This is a genomic window from Kribbella sp. NPDC049174 (assembly GCF_043197365.1).
Lineage (GTDB): Bacteria > Actinomycetota > Actinomycetes > Propionibacteriales > Kribbellaceae > Kribbella.
The window spans coordinates 327387-346975 of the sequence record NZ_JBICSZ010000005.1 but is presented as its reverse complement, the minus strand read 5'-3'; the positions used below and the strand labels follow the sequence as shown (position 1 = coordinate 346975).

General features: G+C 68.4%; 18 protein-coding genes. 8 read left to right on the top strand and 10 right to left on the bottom strand.

Annotated elements, in window-relative coordinates; translation table 11 throughout:
• Window positions 1-816: 816 nt before the first annotated feature.
• From ACGFIF_RS26685 to ACGFIF_RS26675, 3 genes are all read left to right on the top strand, one after another.
• Window positions 817-2118 (top strand): zinc-dependent metalloprotease, encoded by a 1302-nt coding sequence (locus ACGFIF_RS26685; protein WP_393158148.1) that lies wholly within the window; start codon window positions 817-819, stop codon window positions 2116-2118.
• A gap of 117 nt (window positions 2119-2235) precedes the next feature.
• Window positions 2236-2799, top strand: a complete 564-nt coding sequence (locus ACGFIF_RS26680; protein ID WP_393158146.1) for an NUDIX hydrolase — start codon at window positions 2236-2238, stop codon at window positions 2797-2799.
• 116 nt (window positions 2800-2915) lie between these two features.
• Window positions 2916-3185: a hypothetical protein gene (locus tag ACGFIF_RS26675; RefSeq protein ID WP_393158144.1), complete on the top strand. Its 270-nt coding sequence runs from the start codon at window positions 2916-2918 to the stop codon at window positions 3183-3185.
• 762 nt (window positions 3186-3947) lie between these two features.
• On the opposite strand, the gene ACGFIF_RS26670 is transcribed toward ACGFIF_RS26675, so the two are convergent.
• Genes ACGFIF_RS26670 through ACGFIF_RS26660 form a run of 3 tightly spaced genes read right to left on the bottom strand, consistent with a single transcriptional unit; the run spans window position 3948 to window position 5424 of the window.
• On the bottom strand, window positions 3948-4559 hold the full coding sequence (locus ACGFIF_RS26670; RefSeq protein ID WP_393158143.1) for a DUF2064 domain-containing protein: 612 nt from the start codon (window positions 4557-4559) through the stop codon (window positions 3948-3950).
• Complete coding sequence (locus ACGFIF_RS26665) at window positions 4556-4699, bottom strand: winged helix-turn-helix transcriptional regulator (RefSeq protein WP_393158377.1); 144 nt, start codon at window positions 4697-4699, stop codon at window positions 4556-4558. Before ACGFIF_RS26665 ends, ACGFIF_RS26670 begins: the two co-directional genes overlap by 4 nt.
• 26 nt (window positions 4700-4725) lie before the next feature.
• Window positions 4726-5424 carry a response regulator gene (locus tag ACGFIF_RS26660; protein WP_393158141.1) on the bottom strand — a complete coding sequence of 233 codons (699 nt, stop codon included), beginning with the start codon at window positions 5422-5424 and terminating at the stop codon, window positions 4726-4728.
• Window positions 5425-5469: 45 nt separating this feature from the next.
• Here ACGFIF_RS26660 and ACGFIF_RS26655 point away from each other — a divergent pair, with 45 nt between their 5' ends.
• From ACGFIF_RS26655 to ACGFIF_RS26645, 3 genes are read left to right on the top strand one after another with little or no spacing between them, the layout of a single operon-like run.
• Window positions 5470-5688, top strand: coding sequence for a type II secretion system F family protein (locus tag ACGFIF_RS26655; protein WP_393158140.1), 219 nt, complete (start codon window positions 5470-5472; stop codon window positions 5686-5688).
• Window position 5689: 1 nt separating this feature from the next.
• Window positions 5690-6604, top strand: a complete 915-nt coding sequence (locus ACGFIF_RS26650) for a type II secretion system F family protein (RefSeq protein WP_393158138.1) — start codon at window positions 5690-5692, stop codon at window positions 6602-6604.
• Window positions 6605-6606: 2 nt separating this feature from the next.
• Entirely contained in the window at window positions 6607-7254 is a 648-nt protein-coding gene (locus tag ACGFIF_RS26645) for a methyltransferase family protein (protein ID WP_393158136.1), read from the top strand.
• Window positions 7255-7289: 35 nt separating this feature from the next.
• Here the strand turns inward: ACGFIF_RS26645 and ACGFIF_RS26640 are convergent, their stop codons facing one another.
• From ACGFIF_RS26640 to ACGFIF_RS26630, 3 genes are read right to left on the bottom strand one after another with little or no spacing between them, the layout of a single operon-like run.
• Window positions 7290-9056, bottom strand: a complete 1767-nt coding sequence (locus tag ACGFIF_RS26640; protein ID WP_393158134.1) for a helix-turn-helix domain-containing protein — start codon at window positions 9054-9056, stop codon at window positions 7290-7292.
• A gap of 17 nt (window positions 9057-9073) precedes the next feature.
• Complete coding sequence (locus ACGFIF_RS26635) at window positions 9074-10375, bottom strand: MFS transporter (protein ID WP_393158133.1); 1302 nt, start codon at window positions 10373-10375, stop codon at window positions 9074-9076.
• A 17-nt stretch (window positions 10376-10392) separates the two neighbouring features.
• On the bottom strand, window positions 10393-11124 hold the full coding sequence (locus tag ACGFIF_RS26630) for a 3-hydroxybutyrate dehydrogenase (protein WP_393158131.1): 732 nt from the start codon (window positions 11122-11124) through the stop codon (window positions 10393-10395).
• Between the two features lie 410 nt (window positions 11125-11534).
• Here ACGFIF_RS26630 and ACGFIF_RS26625 point away from each other — a divergent pair, with 410 nt between their 5' ends.
• Complete coding sequence (locus tag ACGFIF_RS26625) at window positions 11535-13796, top strand: FdhF/YdeP family oxidoreductase (protein WP_393158130.1); 2262 nt, start codon at window positions 11535-11537, stop codon at window positions 13794-13796.
• Here ACGFIF_RS26625 and ACGFIF_RS26620 read toward each other — a convergent pair.
• Window positions 13771-14943: an MFS transporter gene (locus tag ACGFIF_RS26620; RefSeq protein WP_393158129.1), complete on the bottom strand. Its 1173-nt coding sequence runs from the start codon at window positions 14941-14943 to the stop codon at window positions 13771-13773. The genes ACGFIF_RS26625 and ACGFIF_RS26620 overlap by 26 nt on opposite strands.
• A 73-nt stretch (window positions 14944-15016) precedes the next feature.
• Here ACGFIF_RS26620 and ACGFIF_RS26615 point away from each other — a divergent pair, with 73 nt between their 5' ends.
• Window positions 15017-15598 (top strand): CGNR zinc finger domain-containing protein, encoded by a 582-nt coding sequence (locus tag ACGFIF_RS26615; RefSeq protein WP_393158128.1) that lies wholly within the window; start codon window positions 15017-15019, stop codon window positions 15596-15598.
• Window positions 15599-15600: 2 nt separating this feature from the next.
• Here the strand turns inward: ACGFIF_RS26615 and ACGFIF_RS26610 are convergent, their stop codons facing one another.
• The 3 genes from ACGFIF_RS26610 to ACGFIF_RS26600 all read right to left on the bottom strand — a co-directional run bounded on the left by ACGFIF_RS26610 (window position 15601) and on the right by ACGFIF_RS26600 (window position 19435).
• The gene (locus ACGFIF_RS26610) at window positions 15601-16272 is read right to left on the bottom strand and encodes a uridine kinase (protein ID WP_393158126.1); all 672 of its coding nucleotides are present in this window, start codon (window positions 16270-16272) and stop codon (window positions 15601-15603) included.
• Between the two features lie 117 nt (window positions 16273-16389).
• Complete coding sequence (locus ACGFIF_RS26605; RefSeq protein WP_393158124.1) at window positions 16390-18579, bottom strand: MMPL family transporter; 2190 nt, start codon at window positions 18577-18579, stop codon at window positions 16390-16392.
• 319 nt (window positions 18580-18898) lie between these two features.
• On the bottom strand, window positions 18899-19435 hold the full coding sequence (locus ACGFIF_RS26600) for a YgjP-like metallopeptidase domain-containing protein (protein WP_337009356.1): 537 nt from the start codon (window positions 19433-19435) through the stop codon (window positions 18899-18901).
• Window positions 19436-19589 lie beyond the last annotated feature (154 nt).

Below are 19589 nucleotides of genomic sequence, written 5' to 3'. Positions count from 1 at the left end.
ACAGCCCTCTCACCCTGCAACCCTCGGGACCGCAGCACTCTCACAACTCCCACCCACCCGGCCCCGCCGTCTTATCCCGCGACTCCCAGCGCTGCCCGGCTCGGTGTCCCCGCTCCCGCCACCGCCGGCCCCCGCAGCTCGCCCACCGTCCCCAGCCCGGCGGTAGCTCGCAGAGCCCCTCAGCCCCCGCAGCCCTCGGGACCGCAGCGCCCTCACAACCCATATGCCCAGGCCATCGGCCACCTCTTCGCTCGGGCACCCCGCCGTCCTCACAGGGTCGTCTCGCTACGCCCAGCCCCAGCCCCGTCACCTGTTGCTGCCGCCATCGCCGTCCCCGACACAATTCCTCGCCAACGGACTCCCACCCCCACCACAACTCGCACAGCCCCCGACCCAGCAGCTCCCGGGACGGCAGCACCCTCACAACTCCTACCTGTCCGGGCCGACTGTCTTCTCCGCGCGACTCCCGCTTCTCCGCGCGACTCCCGCTTCTCCGCGCGACTCCCGGCCCTGCCCGGCTCTGTCACCCTGTTCCCGCCACCGCCGTCCCCCGACTCCTCGTCTACTGCTCGCGGCCCCGCCGTACCCCGCACACCCCCTCAGCTGTTGCTTCGCCTCACCTCTCAGCTCCAAGCCCGCCAGACCCCGCACGGTCCTCGGCCGGCGGTCTCACGGGGAGAGCGTGCTGCTCGGGGGAAAGTCAGGGGTCTGCCAGGGGCTAAGTGGAGGGGTAATGCGTTCGCCGGGGGCGGAACTGGAGGGTGGAACCAGTACGTTGGAGTTGTACGCCCCACCCGCACAGGAAGGCCCACTCCGATGAGCGACGAACCGGACAACCCGTTCAAGGGAACTCCGTTCGAGGCCATGTTCCAGCAGTTCTCCGGTGCGGCCGGCGCGGGCGGCGCTCCCGACCTGAACGCGATCTTCGCCCAGGTCCAGCAGCTGCTCAGCGGTTCCGGCGACGGGAAGCCGGTGAACTGGGATCTGGCCAAGGACATCGCCCGCAAGACCGTCTCCGCGGGCGGGGACCGGTCGATCACGCCGACCGACTCGGACCGGGTGGCGGACGCGGTCCGGCTGGCCGAGCACTGGTTGGACGAGGCAACCACCCTGCCCGAAGCTTCCACCACGTCCGCGGCCTGGAGCCGCGCGGAGTGGGTGGAGAACACGCTGCCGGTCTGGCAGACGATCGTCGACCCGGTCGCCGAGCACGTCGCCGGCGCCATGGGGAACGCGCTACCGGCCGAGGCTCAGCAGTTGGCGGGGCCGATGGCGGGCATGCTGCGGCAGTTGGGTGGTTCCATCTTCGGCGCACAGGTCGGTCAGGGGCTGGGCGAGCTGGCCGGCGAGGTCGTGAGCTCGTCCGACATCGGACTGCCGCTCGGACCGACCGGGCAGGCGGTGCTGCTCCCGGACAATGTCGCGAAGTTCGCCGAAGGGCTGGGGCTCGCCGACGAAGACGTCCGGCTGTACCTGGCGCTGCGCGAGGTCGCTCACCAGCGCCTGTACGCCGGCGTGCCGTGGCTGCGGCAGCACGTGCTCGCCGCGGTGGCGGACTACGCGTCCGGCATCGAGGTCGACACCGGCAAGATCGAGCAGGCGATGGCAGGCATCGACCCGCAGAACCCGGAGGCCATGCAGGAGGCGCTCGCGGGCGGCCTCTTCGAGCCCGAGGACTCCGAGCAGCAGAAGGCGGCTCTGGTCCGGCTGGAGACCGCGCTCGCGTTGGTCGAGGGCTGGGTGGACGACGTCGTACGGCAGGCGACGAAGGAGCGGATGCCGGCGGCGGTGCAGTTGGCGGAGACGGTACGACGGCGTCGGGCCGCGGGTGGTCCGGCAGAGCAGACGTTCGCCACGTTGGTCGGCCTGCAGCTCCGGCCGCGGCGCCTGCGTGACGCGGCGAACCTGTGGGCCGCTGTACGCGACGCACGTGGTGTGGATGGCCGCGACGAGCTTTGGTCGCACCCGGATCTCCTGCCGAGCGCGTCCGACCTGGACGACCCCATCGGCTTCGCGCAGCACGCCGGCGAGCTGGCCGACATCGACATCACCGACTTCCTCCCCGACGAAGGCACTCAGGAAGGTGACCAGGGCAACAACCCCGACTCCCCCAAGTAGTCGCCCGTCCTCGGCACAGCTGTACGGCGTTCCGCGGTGTGTTCTGGGGGGACCTGGGACGCTCTCTTCGGCATGCGCGCCGGACGGTGTCTTGAGGTGGTGGGGGAGACTGGCGGGATGCTTCTTGGGGATGCGGTTGCGACATTGGAGGGGTGGAGTGCGCCTGATGACGCGCAGGGGGAGTTGCGGGCGCACTACCTGAGGCATCTGGCCGAGCGGCCGGATGGGATGTGGCGGAGTTGCCGGCCGGAGCATGTGACGTCGAGTGCGCTGGTGGTGGACGCGTCCGGGAGTCAGGTGCTGTTGACGTTGCACAAGGTTGTCGGGAACTGGCTGCAACTGGGTGGGCACTGCGAGGACGGGGATACGACGCTCGCGGGTGCGGCTCTGCGTGAGGCTACGGAGGAGTCCGGGCTGACTGGGTTGTCGATCGATCCCAGTCCGCTGCAGTTGTCGCGGCATCAGCTGTTGGCTGGTGGGTGTGCGGGTGCGTTCCATCTGGATGTTCAGTTCCTCGTGACTGCCGCGGAGACGACTGACTTCGTCGTCAGCGAGGAGTCGCACGACCTCGCGTGGTTCCCGATGGACGCACTGCCGGGCGGGGTGGACCACACGGTCGAGGAGTTGGTCAGCAGCGCCCGCCGACGACTTGCTGTCGTTGGTGGAAACACCCGTGGTTGATCGGGCCGTGTAGCCGCCCCTCCAGGCACTCTCCCGCGGCAATACACCGCCTGGATCCGGCGTACACGTGCCAGCACGCTGTTTTGCCCGCAACCGGGCCCGAACACACCCGCGCGGTGCGTTCGCGGCTCGGGTGGCGCGATCGGTTGGCGCCGATCCGGCAGTCGTTGCTGGCGAACATCATCGGTGAGGAATTCATCGCGACGCACATGGCGTGGGGTGCGATCAACGAGTGGTGGGCGCATTCGGCGTACGCGCGGCTGATTCAGGCTGAGAGCCATCCGGTGCTGACGGGGATCCTGAAGCGGATCGCCAAGCACGAGACGCGGCATGTTGCGTTCTACAACAGGCAGGCGCGGGGACGATTATGCCGCCGGATGAGGTGAAGCACATGCTCAGCTATTTGTACGGCGGAGGCCAGCATGGCCTGCATTTGGTCGAGAAGGAACTCATCAGTACGTCATCCCCGCCTGACCGCGGAGACGGCAGGCGGCCGCGGGTCGGCCGGCTAGACCGACCCGCGCGCCACCAGACAGATCCCCTCCGAGACCCGCCCTACTGCATTCCCCGTGAAGTCCCCGTCGTACTGCGTGCTGCGATCCCCCCGTGTTACTGCGGATGCCTGTAAAGTCCCCGCGGCACTGCCATCCCCCGTGCCCCCATGTACTGCCGTCCCCCGATAGTTTCCCCGTTTGTGTTGCACCCCCGGTTGTACTGCGCCCCGTGAATCTCCCCGCTGTCCCCACTCCACTGCCGTTCCCCGTCAACGGCAGCAGGTTTCTTGCATCCCCCGTGCTCCCACGTACTGCGATCCCCGTGCCACTGTTCCCCCGCTGTACCGCTGTCCCCCGTGATTCCCCGTTGCCTCGCAGTTCCCTCTTGCTGTGGGCCGTTGTCCGGTTGGCCCGCAGGGTTGTTGTTGCTGTTCCCCCCAGGTGGCGTCTGGGTGTGATCCGCCGTCCCCCGGTCCCCCGCGGTTCACCTCCGTGATGCCGTCCCCAGATCCCCGTTGTCCCCCACTGGCCGTGGCCCCGCTGGTGTCGGGTACCGCCCCTGAACGGCATCGGCACCAGTGCGGCGACGGCCTGAACTTCCCCCAGAAGTTCCCTGCTGCCTGATGAACGAGCGACTCAAGGGAAGGTGACGGGTCAAGAGTGACGAAGTATGGATCGTGTCGCGTCCCAGCCTTCGAGGCCTGGATCCAGTCGCGCTATGTCAGCAGCCGATCGCAGACGGTGCCAGCCGGGGCCGATGGCAACGGCGTGACGGCGGGGCTTGAGGGACTCCAGTTCGGACAAGGGAGTGTCGAAGGTCGGTGCGGCCGTAGTGACCCAGTCGGCGGTGGGGACGTTCACGCCGATGGCAGCGAGTGTGCCGTCCTCGGCTGGAGTGACGGCGATGTCGGCGGTGCTGAGTGCACGGAACAGCTTGCCGATCAGGAGACCAGGCAGGTCGGGTACGTCGTGGCTGACAGCAACAACCGCGGCTGCCGGGCCGGCGAGAGCCACCGCGTCCAGGACCGGGCGGGCGGCATCGACGGCGTACACAGGTGTGGCCGGCCAGGTGAGGGCGGCTACCTCGGCTACAGCCGCGTCGTCACCACCTGCCACGGCCACCGCCACGTCTACCCGGTCCAGTGCGGACAGGACTTCGTAGGTGTCCTCAGCGAGCGCCAGCCGCCAAGCCTCCGGGTCACGGCCTGGCGGGGCCCAACTGCCGACCGCCGGCACGACCAGTACGACTACTCGGCGATCGGTCACGCTGAGCCGCTCACGTCGTCGTGATGGGTACGGGTGGCGGCGGACGGGGTCACCGAGCGGCCGGGAAGGCGGTCGCGTTCCAGGGAGCGCAGGGTCTGGGTGAGCATCTTCTGGCTGACTCCGGCGATGCGGCGGGACAGGGGAGAGAAACAGTATGCGCGTGCTGCTAGGCCGAGGCGGGTAGTTCGGGGGTGATGAGTCCCAGTCTGAGGGCGATCATGATCGCGTTGGCGCGGTTGGTGGCGCCCAGCTTCTCGTACACCCGGGAGACGTAGGTCTTCGCCGTCGACACGCTGACGAACAGAGTGCCTGCGATCGCCGGCACGGACCGGCCGGTGGCGAGCAGCGACAGAACCTCGAACTCGCGCGGACTCAGCACCATGCCCTCGACAGCCCGCCCCAGGCCGAGCTGACCGCTGACGGGGCGCCCGCCGGCGACGTGGCCGCGGCGTGCCAGGGCGTGCGCGAGACCGGTCGCGGTGAAGGAGGCGGCCGCCACCGCGGCGTGCCGGATCGCGCCGAGGACCTCTGGGTTCGGGGCGGTCTTGCCGACGAAGGCGGAGACACCGGTCTCCAGAGCCCGGAACAGTACGTCGTCCTCGGCCTGCGCGGTCAGGATGACGATGCCGAGGCCCGTGTGCCGGTCGCGGAGTTCGCGGGCCAGCTGGAGCCCGTCGGCATCCGGCAGAGCGACGTCCAGCACCACAACGTCCGGACGGGTGGAAGCCACCAGCGCCGGCGCCTCGGACGCGAGAGCGCATTCACCGACGATGGCGATGTCGGCGTCGGCCGTGACGAGCCGCATCAGCCCGTATCTGGTCAGCGTGTGGCCGTCGATGACGACGACTTTGATCGAGCTCTGCATGACGTTCCCCCGTGTGTTTCTCTCTCGCGATCCCCCAGACGGAGAGTGACTGATATCACCTGCTGTAACTGTGATCGCGAGACTCGCAGCTACATCATCGTCGGTCTGCCGATCGTGCTCGGCGGCTGGCTGACGTTCAGCAAACCGGAGTACATGAGCCCGCTGTACACCACGCCGGTCGGCCTGATGATGGTCGCCGGCGGGGTCGGGCTGATCATCGTGGGCGCGTTCTGGATCCGCGCGCTGATCAAGGTGGAGGCTTGAGATGACCGCAACCATGCTCTTGATCGGCGGACTCGTCGCGCTCGGTCTCGCCGTCGTACTGGCCGTCGTCGGCATCGTCGCTCGTCCGGCCGAGGACGGTGTGGCCAGGGCACTGGCCACGATCGACAATCACTACACGCGGCACGCGCCGGTGGAGGCCGAGGTCACGCGGGACCCGTTCGCGGCCCTGCCCGGCTGGCTCCGCGGCCTGGCGGTGCACCTGTCGCCGTCGGGGATCACGACGACGCTGCAGCGCCGACTCGATCTCGCGGGCAACCCGAAGGGGTGGACGCCCGACCGGATCCTGGCGGCGAAGGGCCTCGGCCTGTTCATCCTCGGCGGCCTCGGCGCACTGTACGGCGTACGCACGATCGGCCTGCTCGTGGTGAGCGCCGCGGTGGCCGCGACCGTCGGGTTCTTCCTGCCCGACATCCTGCTGTACAACGCCGGGGCGAAGCGGCAGGACAAGATCCAGAAGGCACTGCCCGACGCGCTCGACATGCTGACGGTCTGCGTCGAGGCCGGGCTCGGGTTCGACGCGGCGCTGTCGCAGGTCTCCCGTAACACCGCCGGTCCGCTGGCCGCCGAGTTCTCCCGGGTTCTGCAGGAGATCCAGATCGGCAAGTCCCGCTCGCAGGCGCTGCGCGCGATGACCGATCGGACCACGGTGCCGGAGTTGCGATCGTTCGTGTCGGCGCTCGTGCAGGCGGGTGAGCTGGGCATCACGATCGCCGACGTACTGCGTGAACAGGCCCGGGAGATGCGGTTGCGCCGCCGGCAGCGGGCCGAGGAGAAGGCGCAGAAGGTGCCGGTCAAGATCCTCTTCCCGCTCGTCTTCTGCCTGTTCCCGTCCATGTTCATCGTCATCATCGGGCCGGGCGCGCTCAGTATCGCCCGCGTCCTGTTCGGGAGGTAGCCATGCTGAAGACCGCGCAGCGCCGACTGGACGTCGGCCGGCTGATCATGGTGCCCGCGGCCACGTTGATGCTGTGCGCCGATTCGATGGTGCTGACCCAGTCCACCGGCCCCGGAACCGCGGGCACGCTGCGCTGGATCGGCAACGCCCTGGTCGGCGCCTTCTACGCGGTGATCATCTGGGCCTACCTGCGGCGTGGGCCCGCGAAGTCCACGAGTACGTCGGTCGTCGCCAACGCTGCCGCGATCATCGCGACGCTGAGCCCGTTCGCCTTTCCTTTGCTGACGGGTACGACGGGCTCCGTCGGCCGCGAACTGGTCGCCGACGTCCTGCTGGTCACCGGTACGGCGTGGTCGGTCTGGTCGTTGTGCAGTCTGGGCCGGAATCTGTCGATCATCGCCCAGGCACGCGACGTCGTCGAGCACGGGCCGTACCGGTGGGTCCGGCATCCCTTGTACACCGGCGAAATCGTGTCCTCGCTCGGACTCGCCATCGCGGCGGACTCCCTGGCCGCTGCCGGCGTGTGGGTCACGCTCGTCGCGCTGCAGGTCCACCGGGCGCGCCAGGAGGAGCGGATCCTGATCGGCACCTTGCCTGCCTATGCGGCGTACCGGACCCGGACCGCCGCGTTGTTGCCCGGGGTCTTCTAGCTCTTCGGCGCGATGAGGCCGCGTTGGAGGGCCGGCTAGTCCAGAGTCGCCTGCAGGCGGAGGGCGACCTGGACGTCGAGGGCGCAATCGGGGTGCAGCCAGCCTTCGCCGAGCAGGACGGTGATGCGGTCCAGACGCTGCTGGACGGTGTTGGGGTGGACGTGCAGGGCATCGGCGGCCCGGGTCGGGCTCTGTCCGGCCGCGAAGTACGCCCGTAGGGTGCCGATCAGGTCGGTACCGCGCTGAGCGTCGTACCCGATCACCGGTCCGAGCACGTGATCGACGTGCGCGGCGATATCTGCGTGCGCCGCCCCGACGAGCCCTGCCAGGCCCAGGTCGTCCGGTGTCGAGGCATGAGCAGTCCGGCCTAGTCGCAGCATGGTGCTGACCAGTCGGGCCGCCTGGCGATGTGCTGCGATCAGGTCACTCCCCCATGCCGCTGGGCCGGTGACTGCGATCGTCACGCCGGTCTGGCGGGCTACCACGGCCAGTTCGCCGGCGACCTTGACCGGGTTGGACGCGGCGAACAGCAGCACCAGGTCCCCGGCGTACGGGCCGGTGAGAGTGAGCTTGTCCTCCAGTGGGGCGGTGAGTCTGGCCAGTACGCCGCTGTGGTCGCCGCGGCAGACCGCCACCACCAGACGGTCGTGGCGGCGGTTCGGTGCGATCAGGCGGAGTCGTTCGGTCAGCGTCCTCGGGTCGGCGCTACCGCTCAACATGTCTGAGACGAGGTCTGCCTGGGCGCGCTGGGACTGCTCGGCGGCCTGGCGGCGGAAGAGGAGGACGAGAGCGGTGACAACGGCGGCACGTTCGACGATGCGCTGGTCCGCGTCGGACAGGTCGTCGACGCCGCCGATCACCAGGGCGCCGAGGCGCTCGCGTTTCGCGGTCGCGGCGACGACCCAGCAGTCTCCGATCTTGGTCAGCCGACCGGACTCGGACTCCCGCCACGGTACGGCGGCACGGTCGGGCGACCCGGCAACTGCCAATTCGTTGCCGACCGCATCGACCAGGACGACCCAGACGTCCAGGAGCTCGGCCAGGGCGGCGGCGATGGCATCGACGTCCCCACCGGACAGAACGATGTCGGCGAACCGGTCGTGGGCTGCGGCCGCGTGCTCGGTGCCGGCGTGGGCTTCGGACAGCTGGCTGAGCGCGGCCTCGGTCTCGGCGGCCGCTCGGACCTGCACGATCGTCACGGCTGCCAGGGCTGCCAGTGATCCGAGCAGCGACACCTCTTCGCGGCTGAACGGCCGGCGCGTCCGGTTGGACGCGAACAGTACGCCGACGAAGGCTCCGTCGACGATGAGCGGCGTACCGCAGATGGCCACCAGGCCTTCCTCGCCGACCGCGTGGTCGATCGGCGAGGTGTGCCGGAAGCGGCTGTCGGACGGGTAGTCGGCGGTCCAGTACGGCTTGTACGTCTCGGCGACCAGCCCACCGAGGCCCGCACCGAGCGGGAGCCGCAACTGCTGGAAGGCCGCCGAGACCGAGCCGTCGGTCGCCCGCATGTAGGTGTCACCGCGGGCGGGGTCGTACAAGGTCAGGTAGGAGACGTCAGTGCCGATCAGGGTGCGGGCCCGGTGCACGATGGTGTCGAGTACGCCGCCCGGGTCGCGCGCCGACGCGAGCTCGCGGGCGACGTCGACCAGGGCGGACAGCTCGGCCTCACGCTTCTTGCTGGCGTCGATCCCGGCCCGGATCCGCAGTGCGAGATCCCGCGCGACCGCGTCGTCGCCCGCCGCCCGGGCCAGCTCACTCCCGGGCGCGTCCTCGGCCAGCAGCCGCAGCAGCTCCTCCACGTTCGCGATGATGCCACCTACACGCTGGTCAGGTCCCGACGGTGCGTTTCGGAGTACGACGTCACCGCGATGATGGAGATGACCGCACACGCTGCGACGTACACGGCGATCGCATAGCCGGAGTCGTACGCCTTGAGCAGGGCCACCGCGATGAACGGCGCCAGACCGCCCGCGATGATCGACGCGAGCTGGTAGCCCACCGACACACCGGAGTAGCGGACCCGGGTGCCGAACAGCTCGGTGAAGAACGATGCCTGCGGCCCGTACATCGCACCGTGCAGCACCAGTCCGACAGTCACAGCCAGTGTGGCGAGGAGGAAGTTCTTCGTGTCGACCAGTGCGATGAAGACGAACGCCCACACGCCTACACCGACAGCACCGATCAGGTACACCGCCCGCCGGCCGATCCGGTCTGACAACGCACCCCACAGCGGGATGGCGCAGAAGTGCACGGCCGCACCGATCAGTACGGCGTTCAGCGCGAACGACTTGCCCAGACCGAGCTGTTCCTTGGCGTACGTCGCGATGACGATGGTGAAGATGTAGTAGCTGACGTTCTCCGCCATCCGCGCGCCCATAGCCGTCAGCACCTCACGCGGGTACTTGGTGATCACCTCGAGCAGCGGGATCTTGTCCGTCGGCTGCTGCTTGGCCCGAGCCTCCTTGAACACCGGCGACTCCTCGATCCGCAGCCGCACCCACAGCCCGACCAGCACCAGTACGGCGGACAGCAGGAACGGGATGCGCCAGCCCCACGAGTTGAACGCGGCGTCCGACTGGAACGCGGCCAGGCCGGCCAGTACGCCGTTGGCGATCAGCTGACCCGCCGGAGCACCAGCCTGCGGCCAGGACGCCCAGAAGCCACGCCGTGCCGGATCACCATGCTCCGACACGATCAGTACGGCGCCACCCCACTCACCACCGAGTGCGAAGCCCTGAATGAGCCGCAGCACGGTCAGCAGGATCGGAGCGAGCGCGCCGACCTGTGCGTACGTCGGCAACAGGCCGATGGCGAAGGTGGCGACGCCCATCATCAGCAGGGACAGCACCAGCAGGTTCTTGCGGCCGAGGCGGTCACCGAAGTGACCGAACACCACCCCACCGATCGGACGGGCGAAGAACCCGACCGCGAAGGTGGCAAAGCTCAGCAAGGTACCGGTGAGCTCCTCCCCCTTGGGGAAGAACAGGTCTCCGAACACCACCGACGCGGCCACGCCGTACAGGAAGAAGTCGTACCACTCGACCGTCGTCCCGACGAGACTCGCGCCGACCACCCGGACGATCGGCGTACGCGTTTGGACCGGTTGTGTTGCTGTCATTGACGGGCTCTCCTGAGCTAGTGGGCGGTCCAGCCGCCGTCGAGTACGAACGAGCTTCCCGTGATGGAGGCGGAGGCCCGGCCACACAGCAGTGCGACCAGCTCCGCTACTTCATCCGGCTCGATCAGGCGCTTCACTGCGACTGGCTCGAGCATGACCTTCTCCAGCACCTCTGACTCGGTCAGACCGTGGGTGGCCGCCTGGTCCGCGAGCTGGGCGGTGACGAGCGGCGTACGGACATAGGCCGGGTTTACACAGTTGCTGGTCACTCCGTGCGGCGCACCCTCCAGTGCGACCACCTTGCTGAGCCCCTCCAGCCCGTGCTTGGCAGCGACGTACGCCGCCTTGAACGGACTGGCCCGGAGACCATGGACCGAGCTGATGTTGATCACCCGGCCCCACCCGGCGCCGTACATGTGGGGAAGGGTCTGACGGATCAACCGGAACGGCGACTCGAGCATGAGCCGGAGAATGTAGCTGAACCGCTCCGGCGGGAACTGCTCGAGTGGTGCGACCTGCTGGACCCCTGCATTGTTCACCAGGATGTCCACGTCCTTCGGCAGGTCCCCGAGGCTGTGCAGGTCTGCCAGGTCCGCCACCACGGTCTGCATGCCCTCGAGTGTCTCGAGACCGGCAGCGTCGTAGTCGACCGCAACCACGTGGACGCCGTCAGCCGCCAAGCGCCGGGCGCACGCGGCGCCGATGCCGGACGCAGCGCCGGTGACGAGGGCTCGACGAGGGGTAGCCATGCCGGAGACTTTAGGAATCAGCCACAGCCCGCAGCTATGGGACGACAGCACACAAGTGACCCGGTCCCTATGTCGGACTGGGCCACCCGTCAGCTCCGGCGACCCGGCAGGGGAACCTTCGACCAGTCCGTGTCCGAGGCGAGGTAGAAGCCCGGGTAGGACGGCTGGTTGTACGCGGTGTTCTGCCTGGCCACCTCGACCCGGCCGTACGGAGCAGGACAAGGCGGACATGGCGGATCCTCTTGGCGGGGCGCGAATATGGAAAACGCTTTCCGGGCACCGTAGGACGGTCAGCGTCACGCTGTCGAGGGTTCTGTCCGCAACCGCCGTCGGGCCGGTGTGGCAGTCGGCGCCAGTGGCGACAGCTATCGAAGCCGCGCCGGTTGATAGCCGGAGCTTATGGTTGAAACATGGTCGATATCGAGCATCCGAAGAAGAAGGCCGCTGGGGTGCCCGCGGTGCTCTCGTCGTTCAAGTTCGGCTTCCGCGAGATGGGACCGGTGCGGACCGGCAAGGTCTTCCTGAAGATGAATCAGGACGGCGGTTTCGACTGCCCGTCCTGCGCCTGGCCGGACCCGGATCACAAACGCAAGCACGCCGCCGAGTTCTGCGAGAACGGCGCCAAGGCGGTCGCCTGGGAGGCGACCCGCAAGCGGGTGCCGCGCGACTTCTTCGCCGCCCACTCGATCGACCAGCTGAACCAGATCTCCGAGTTCGAGCTCGGCAAACTCGGCCGGATCACCGAGCCGCTGTTGCTCCGGGCCGGCGCCACGCACTACGAACCGGTCGGCTGGGACGAGGCGTTCCAGGTCGTCGCGCGGCACCTGAAGGCCCTCGCCGACCCGAACGACGCCGTCTTCTACACCTCGGGCCGGACCAGCAACGAGGCCGCGTTCCTCTACCAGCTGTTCGTCCGCGCCTACGGCACCAACAACCTGCCCGACTGCTCGAACATGTGCCACGAGTCCTCCGGTACGGCGCTGTCCCGGGTGATCGGCAGCGGCAAGGGCGCGGTCACCCTGGAGATGCTGGAGGAGTCCGAGCTGATCGTGGTCGTCGGCCAGAACCCGGGCACCAACGCACCCCGGATGCTCAGCCACCTCGAGGTCGCCAAGCGCAACGGCGCCGACATCGTCTCGGTCAACCCGCTGCCCGAGCCCGGCCTGATGAACTTCAAGAACCCGCAACGCCCGAGCGGCTGGGTCGGTAAGGGTACGACGCTCGCCGACCAGCACCTGCAGATCCGGATCGGCGGCGACCAGGCGCTGTTCCTTGCCGTCGGTCACCTTCTGCTCGAGGCCGAGGCGGCCAACCCGGGCACCGTGTTGGACAAGGCATTCGTCGAGTCGCACACCAGCGGTTTCGAGCTCTACGCGAAACACAATGCCGAGCTCGACTGGGCCGCGGTCGAGCTGGCCACCGGACTGCGTCGTACCGAGATCGAGGAGTTCACCCGGCGGTTCATCAAGTCCAAGGCGACGGTGATCTGCTGGGCGATGGGGCTGACCCAGCACCGCGAGGCGGTCGCGACGATCAGCGAGATCGTCAATGTCCTGCTGCTGCAGGGGAACATCGGCAAACCCGGCGCCGGCCCGTGCCCGGTGCGCGGTCACTCGAACGTCCAGGGCGACCGCAGCATGGGGATCTGGGAGCAGATGCCGGACGCGTTCCTGGATCGGCTCGACCACGAGTTCGCGTTCACGTCGCCGCGCGAGCACGGTGTCGACGCGGCCGCGACGGTGAAGCGGTTGCGCGACGGGTCGGTTCGGGTGTTCGTCGGGATGGGCGGGAACTTCGCGTCCGCGACACCTGACACCGAGGTCGTCCATCGCGGGTTGCGGCAGTGCGATCTGACCGTGCACGTGTCGACCAAGCTGAACCGGTCGCACACCATCACCGGCCGCGAGGCGCTGATCCTTCCGACGCTCGGGCGGACCGATCACGACCACACGGCGGCGGGTCCGCAGTCGGTGACGGTCGAGGACTCGCAGGGTGCGGTCCATCTGTCCACCGGGAACCTGATTCCACCGGGGCCGGAGATGAAGTCCGAGATCGGGATCATCTGCGGGCTGGCGCAGGCCGTCGTACCTTCCGTGGGCGAGATTCCGTGGGCGGACTTCGCCGACGACTACAGCCTGATCCGGCAGCGGATCGGGCGGGTGGCCGACGGATACGAGGACTTCGAGGAGCGGTTGCGGGCCAACGAGGGTGGCTTCCTGCTGGCGCATGCGGCGCGGGATCGGCGGGAGTTCCGGACGTCCGACGCGAAGGCGCAGTTCACCGCGAACGACCTGAGGTGGCTGCCGACGGCACCTGGTCGGCTGCTGTTGCAGACGATGCGCAGCCACGATCAGTTCAACACCACGATCTATGGGCTGGAGGACCGCTACCGCGGCGTACACGGGACACGCGAGGTCGTCTTCGTGAACCCGGCTGACCTGGCCGAGCTCGGATTGAAGGACGGGGCGTACGTCGACATCGTCAGTGAGTTCCAGGGTGTCGAGCGGCGGGCCTCCGGGTTCCGGCTCGTCTCGTACCCGACCGCGCGTGGCTGCGTGGCGGCGTACTACCCGGAGACCAACGTGCTCATGTCCGCCGACGACCTGGCCAAGGGCAGCAACACTCCGGTCGCCAAAGGCCTGACAGTCAGGCTGGAGCCAGTCTCGTCCTGAGCCACGGCTGGACTGCGGCCAGCACGACGGCCACTGCGGCACTGGAGAGCCACAGACCTTCGGGGCCGAACGACTCGAGCAGCCAGGTCACGGTCAACGGCGCGATCGCAGTGGCGAAGCCCCAGCTGAGCCCGAAGACAGCGAGGTAGCGACCGCGTGCGTGATCGGGTGCGAGTCCCGACACCAGCGTGAGGTAGCGAGTCAGCAGGAAGAGTTCGCCGAGGCTCCACAGGACTGTGGCGAGGAGGAAGACGGTCAGGCTCTGTGCGAACGCGCTCACGAACAGGCCGATGCTGAGCAGGACATAGCCGATCGTCATCGCGCGGAAGTCGTCGAGGTGCTGCACGCGGAGCAGGCGCTGGGCGAGAATCAGCGTCACTGCTGACACGGCGAGGATGAAGCCGGTGCCTGACTCCGGCAGGCCCTGCTCCAGCAGGGTGAGCGGTAGTCCGATCACCAGTTGCATGTACATGGTGGCGAAGACCGTGCCGCTCGCAAGGAGGAGCAGCAGTCGGCGATCCCGCCAGACCGTTGTCGCGGTCTGGCGTGCGCTGTCCCGTCGTACGTCGGCTGGGAGTGCGCGGGCGACGAGGATCGCACAAGCCAGACACGTCGCCGCGTCGGCGACGAACAGCCAGCGCAGGTCCCAGTGACTGAGGGTCGCCGCGAGGAGGCCGGCCAGTACGCCGGCGGCCGCCATCGCTGCACCGAGCAGGCCGTACGCCGCTGGACGGTCGGCGGGCTCAGTGACGTCGGCGATTGTTGCCTGGCTGGGTGGTTCGTAGATCTCGAAGACCAGGCCGAGCAGCAGGGTCGCGAGCACCGCGGACCAGAGTTGATCGGAGACTGCAATCCAGGTCTGAGCAACAGCACATCCGGCCAGCCCGAGCACGATCGTCCGGCGCCGGCCGATCCGATCAGCCAACTGCCCACCCAGCAACCGGGACGGAATCGTCGCCACCCCGAACAGAGCCAGAATCAGCCCGGTCTGACTCAGCGACGCCCCGAACTCCACCGTCAGCACAACCCCAAGGAACGGCAACGTGAACGCCCCGACCCGATTCACTGCCCGAGCAACCACCAGGATCCAGACCTCGGATGGGAGCCTGCGCGCGGTCGACACCTCGCCACGGGTTCGGGTGCTCACCACAGCCTCCTCCTGCGTGACTATCTAAGCCGCTATGGTTGGTCACGCGGGGTCGACTGTACGGAGAGATGGCATGACTGGTCAAGTGTCTTTTGATAGTCACACGAAGAACGTGCTGGCGGCTGCTGTGGAGTACGTGAACCGGCTGACACCGGGCTATTCCGGCGGCTCCCCGGTCGCCGCGCCCGCCGACGAGTCACAAGCCGTCGGGGAATCGCTGGCGGCCATCGGGTATCCGCGGCCGTCTGTCCCCAGGGCTGATGCGCGACGGCTCACGGAGCTCGCCGGCCGGATGCGGATCGTGTTCGAGGCGGCTCACACCGGGGACCTCGACCGGGCCGCGACAGAGGTCAACGCGCTGCTGATCGACACCAACGCGCGACCGCAACTGGACCGCGGCAAGGACCGACCGTGGAGTCTTCACTTCCACGGACCGAACGACGAGCTGGCCAACGGCTGGGCCGCCGGCTGCGCGGCCGGCCTCGCCATCGCCCTCGGCAGCGACCTTGCCGGCCGACTCGGTGTCTGCGCGGCGCCGCACTGCGACCGCGTCTTCGTCGACGTCTCCCGCAACGCCCAACGCCGCTTCTGCTCGCCGCAGTGCCAAAGCCGGGTCAAAGCCGCCACCCACCGAGCCCGCCAACACCTCGGCTGAGGTCAGGCGCGAACGGTGAGCTTTGGGTTGGCCGGGTCCTGGTTGTTCAGGACGAGCTGGGCCCGGGTCTGCGGCTGAATCTGGTCGACGTAAAGGCGTTCGCCGGGGATGTACTTCGTGCGGTAGCGGTGTTCGGCCGCTTCAGGCGACGACATCCAGGCTTGGTCGCGGACGATGCCACGCCGGAGCACTTCGTCGAAGGTGATGTCCACGTAGACGCGCAGGTCCCAGTAGGCGTCAAGCTCTGGCCGTTGGAGGAACGCACCGTCGGCCAGCAGGACGGCATCGTCGGCCGCCACCGCAAGAGAAGTGTCGAGGGCGGTCTGAGCAGACGGGTCCATGATCGCGGTCGTGTAGCGGCGATCGCCGTCTGGTCCGAGCGGAATCAGCAGCCGGTCGCGGATGGCCTCGTTGTCCCAGGTGTCGAGGTAGTAGCCCTCCGGCGAGTCCACCGGGTACGCCGTACGTAGCTCGACCGCACGCTTGAAGTAGTCGATCTCGGCCCGGATGACCTCGCGCTCGGTGCGATCCCGCAGTACCTGCGCCAGCTCGTCCGCCAGCGTGGTCTTGCCCGCCGCCGAACATCCGTCGATCGCAACCCGCACCGGATGCGGACGATCAACCGCCAGCACCAGCTCCGCCAACTCGGCCAGCATCTCGGCTCGCTGCTCCACACCGCCTCCTTGCCCGGGGCGAAGGACGCTACCCGCCGCCGTTACGAAACCACCACCGAAATAGCGGCGAGCGCCTCACCCGGCTGCGGCTGGGTGAGGCGCTCGAATCGCTACAACTCAGCCGACCGGGGTCAGCTCGCGCTCCTCCTCGCGCGGGGCGGCCGGGGCCGCGTGGTTGGCCTGCTTGCCACGGAGCCACTTCGGCGCCCACCAGTTGGCGTTGCCCAGCAGGGTCATCATGCTCGGCAGGACGACCGCCCGGATGATCGTCGCGTCGATCAGGATCGCGACCGCCAGGCCGACACCCAGCTGCTTCATGTCCAACGTGCTCAGCGTGGCGAAGACCGCGAAGACACCGATCATGACGGCGGCCGCGCTGGTCACCACACCCGCGGAGCCGGTGATGCCTTCGGCAACGGCCTGCTTGGTCGGTACGCCGCGGAGCACCGCCTCACGGATCCGGCTGACGACGAACACGTGGTAGTCCATCGACAGGCCGAACAGCACCACGAAGAGGAACAACGGCAACCAGGAGACCACCGCACCGTTCGACCGGAAGTCGAGAATCCCTTCGGCCCAGGTGTTCTGGAAGACCGCGGTCACCACTCCGTACGCCGCTCCCGCGCTCAGCACGTTCAGGAAGATCGCGGTGAGCGCGACCACCACGGACCGGAACGTCACCATCATCACGATCATCGTCAGCAGCAGCACGAACCCGATCACCAGCGGCAGCTTCGCCTTCGTGTGGGCCGCATAGTCGACGTCCGCGGCCACGAAGCCACCGACGGCGTACTCGGCGCCCGGCACCTTGCCGAAAGTCTCCGGCATCAGTTCGTTGCGCAGCTTGGTCAGCGAGTCGCGCGCCTCCTGGCTACCACCCTCGTACGGCGTGGCAACCTCCACGACCGTGACCGTGCCGTCCTTGGAGATCCGCGGCTCCTCGAGACCGTCCTGCGCGTAGAGCTTGTCGTTCTGAGTGAGCTTGTTCAGCTCGGCCAGGGCGGCCTTCACCGCCGGCTGCTGGTCGGCCGGAGCGCGAACGGCGACCTCGTGGCTGGTGCCCGTGCTCGGGAACGCTGCCGTGAGCCGGTCGTACGCCTTCATCACCGCGGTGTCGCGCGGCAGATCCTCGGTGCCCGGGAACTTCAGCGTCATCCCCAGTGCGGGCGACGCAACCGCGAGCAGTGCGGTGACCGAGACCAGCAGCGTGGCGACCGGGTGCTTGAGCGCCGGCTTCAGCATGGCCGGCCAGAACCGCGGCTTGCCCTTGCTCGCGGTCAGCCGCCAGACGAACGGGATCCGCGGACGGTCCACCCAGCGACCGAGCTTCGCCAGTACGGCGGGGAGCACGGTCAGCGAGCCGACGACGGCCACCGCGACGACCAGGATCGAGCCGACCGCGAAGGACGAGAACACCGCGTCGCGGGCCAGGAACAACCCGGCCATCGAGATGATCACCGCGACACCGGAGACGACGACGGCGTGACCCGACGTGGCGGCAGCGATCTCGACCGCGTCGACGTGACCGCGACCCTTGGCGCGCTCCTCACGTTCGCGGCGGAGGTAGAAGAGCGAGTAGTCGACGCCGACCGCCATCCCGATCAGCAGGATCACGCTGTTCACCGCGTCGACCGCGGGGACCAGCTGCGAGGCCGCTGCGGACAGACCGATCGCGGCGGCGACCGCGGACAGCGCCAGCACCAGCGGCACCGAGGCCGCGATGAGTGCGCCGAACGCGACCAAGAGAATCGCCAGTGTCACGGGCAGGCTGAACATCTCCGCGCGCTTGAAGTCCTTGCCGAGCGTCTCGTCCAGAGCCTTGCCGATGGACAGGCCGCCGACCTCCTCGATCCGGAGGTTCGGATACTGCTGCTGGACCTGGGCGGTGGTGTCGAGCAGCGGCTGTACGCGGTTGTCATCGGTGCCGTCCTTCAGGGTGACCCTGACGATCAGGGCGTCTTTGTTCGGCGAGGGCATCGGCTGAGCGACCTCCGCGACCCCACCGAGGGCGCGCATCCGCTCGATCACGACGCCGGCCGCCTTGGCCGCCTCGGCCTGGTCGAGTGTCCCGGACGGTGCGGTGATCAGCACACTCTCCACATCCGGGTCGGCGAAGTTGCCGGACTTGACGATGTTGTCGGCCCGGGTCACCTCGCCGATGTCGCCTTCGCCGTCGGACTCCTTGGTGCCGGTTGCCGAGCCGAGTGCGAAACAGGCGATCACGAGCACCACCCACATCGCGATCGCCCGCCACGGATGGGTGGCACTCCAGCGCGCCGCCCGGACCGTGATCTGTCCCCTGGCCATACGTTCCCTGCCCCTCTGCGCCCCCTCTGGCGCCCCACCCAGCACTGCCTGGCGCGGCGCTGGCTACGACTCAAAAGCCTCGTCGCTGGAGGGTGGTCGCCACCATGCAGGAAGCCACCGAGTTCACCCTGAGGTAAACCCCACCCCTCCCCTGCGGCCAGCCACACCCTGCTGGGGGTGCACCCCAGGGCCGCTACCGCAGCGTGAGCGGACGGGTGCGGGTAGCTCCCACCGGCGCCTTGCAGATCGGCTGCGAGGTGACCGGCGGCGGGCAGGCAACAGCGGCTGGGGTTGGGCGAGGCGCCCCTCAGCCCTCGGCTCAGAAGTCCTCGAGGTTGAGGGAGGAGGCGGCGGAGATGCCCTCCAGGTAGCCCTCGGCGCGCTCGGCTTTGGGGTAGCGGTGGACCAGGGCCCAGAAGGCGGCGTTGTGGGCCGGCTCGATCAGATGGGCCAGCTCGTGGATGAGCACGTAGTCGACCACCCAGGCGGGCATCGACTGCAGACGAGTCGACAAACGGATCGATCGGTCCGCCGGAGTGCAGGATCCCCACCGTCTGTTTTGGTTCGAAACCCACCTGACTGACGCAGGTTCGGGCACTTCGGGGAGGTGACGACACGCGAGTTCGTGTGCTCTGGCCAACAATTTTTCGTCCGACACGCGGGAACGGCTGCGCTGCTTCTCCAGTCGCGCCAGCATGGTCTCGACCCAGCGCGCCTCCTCCGCGGCGGACAGCCGGTCGGGCATCAGCACGACCACCCGCTCGCCGTCCCGGTAGGCGCTGACGGTCCGCTTGCGCCGCTTGCTGCGTCGGATATCCACATACGGCGGGATCGGGCGCGGTGGAGAGTCGGCCATGGGTCAAAAATGTACCCCCCGAATCCGACAACTTTCTTCCGTCCACATCCTGTGCATCGACGTTTCCGCAGGTCAGACGCCAGATCTTGGGCCGGTCGACTCCGGTTGTTCACATCCTGTTCCCCCGCCCGTCCACAGTGCCCGGCGGCGCGTC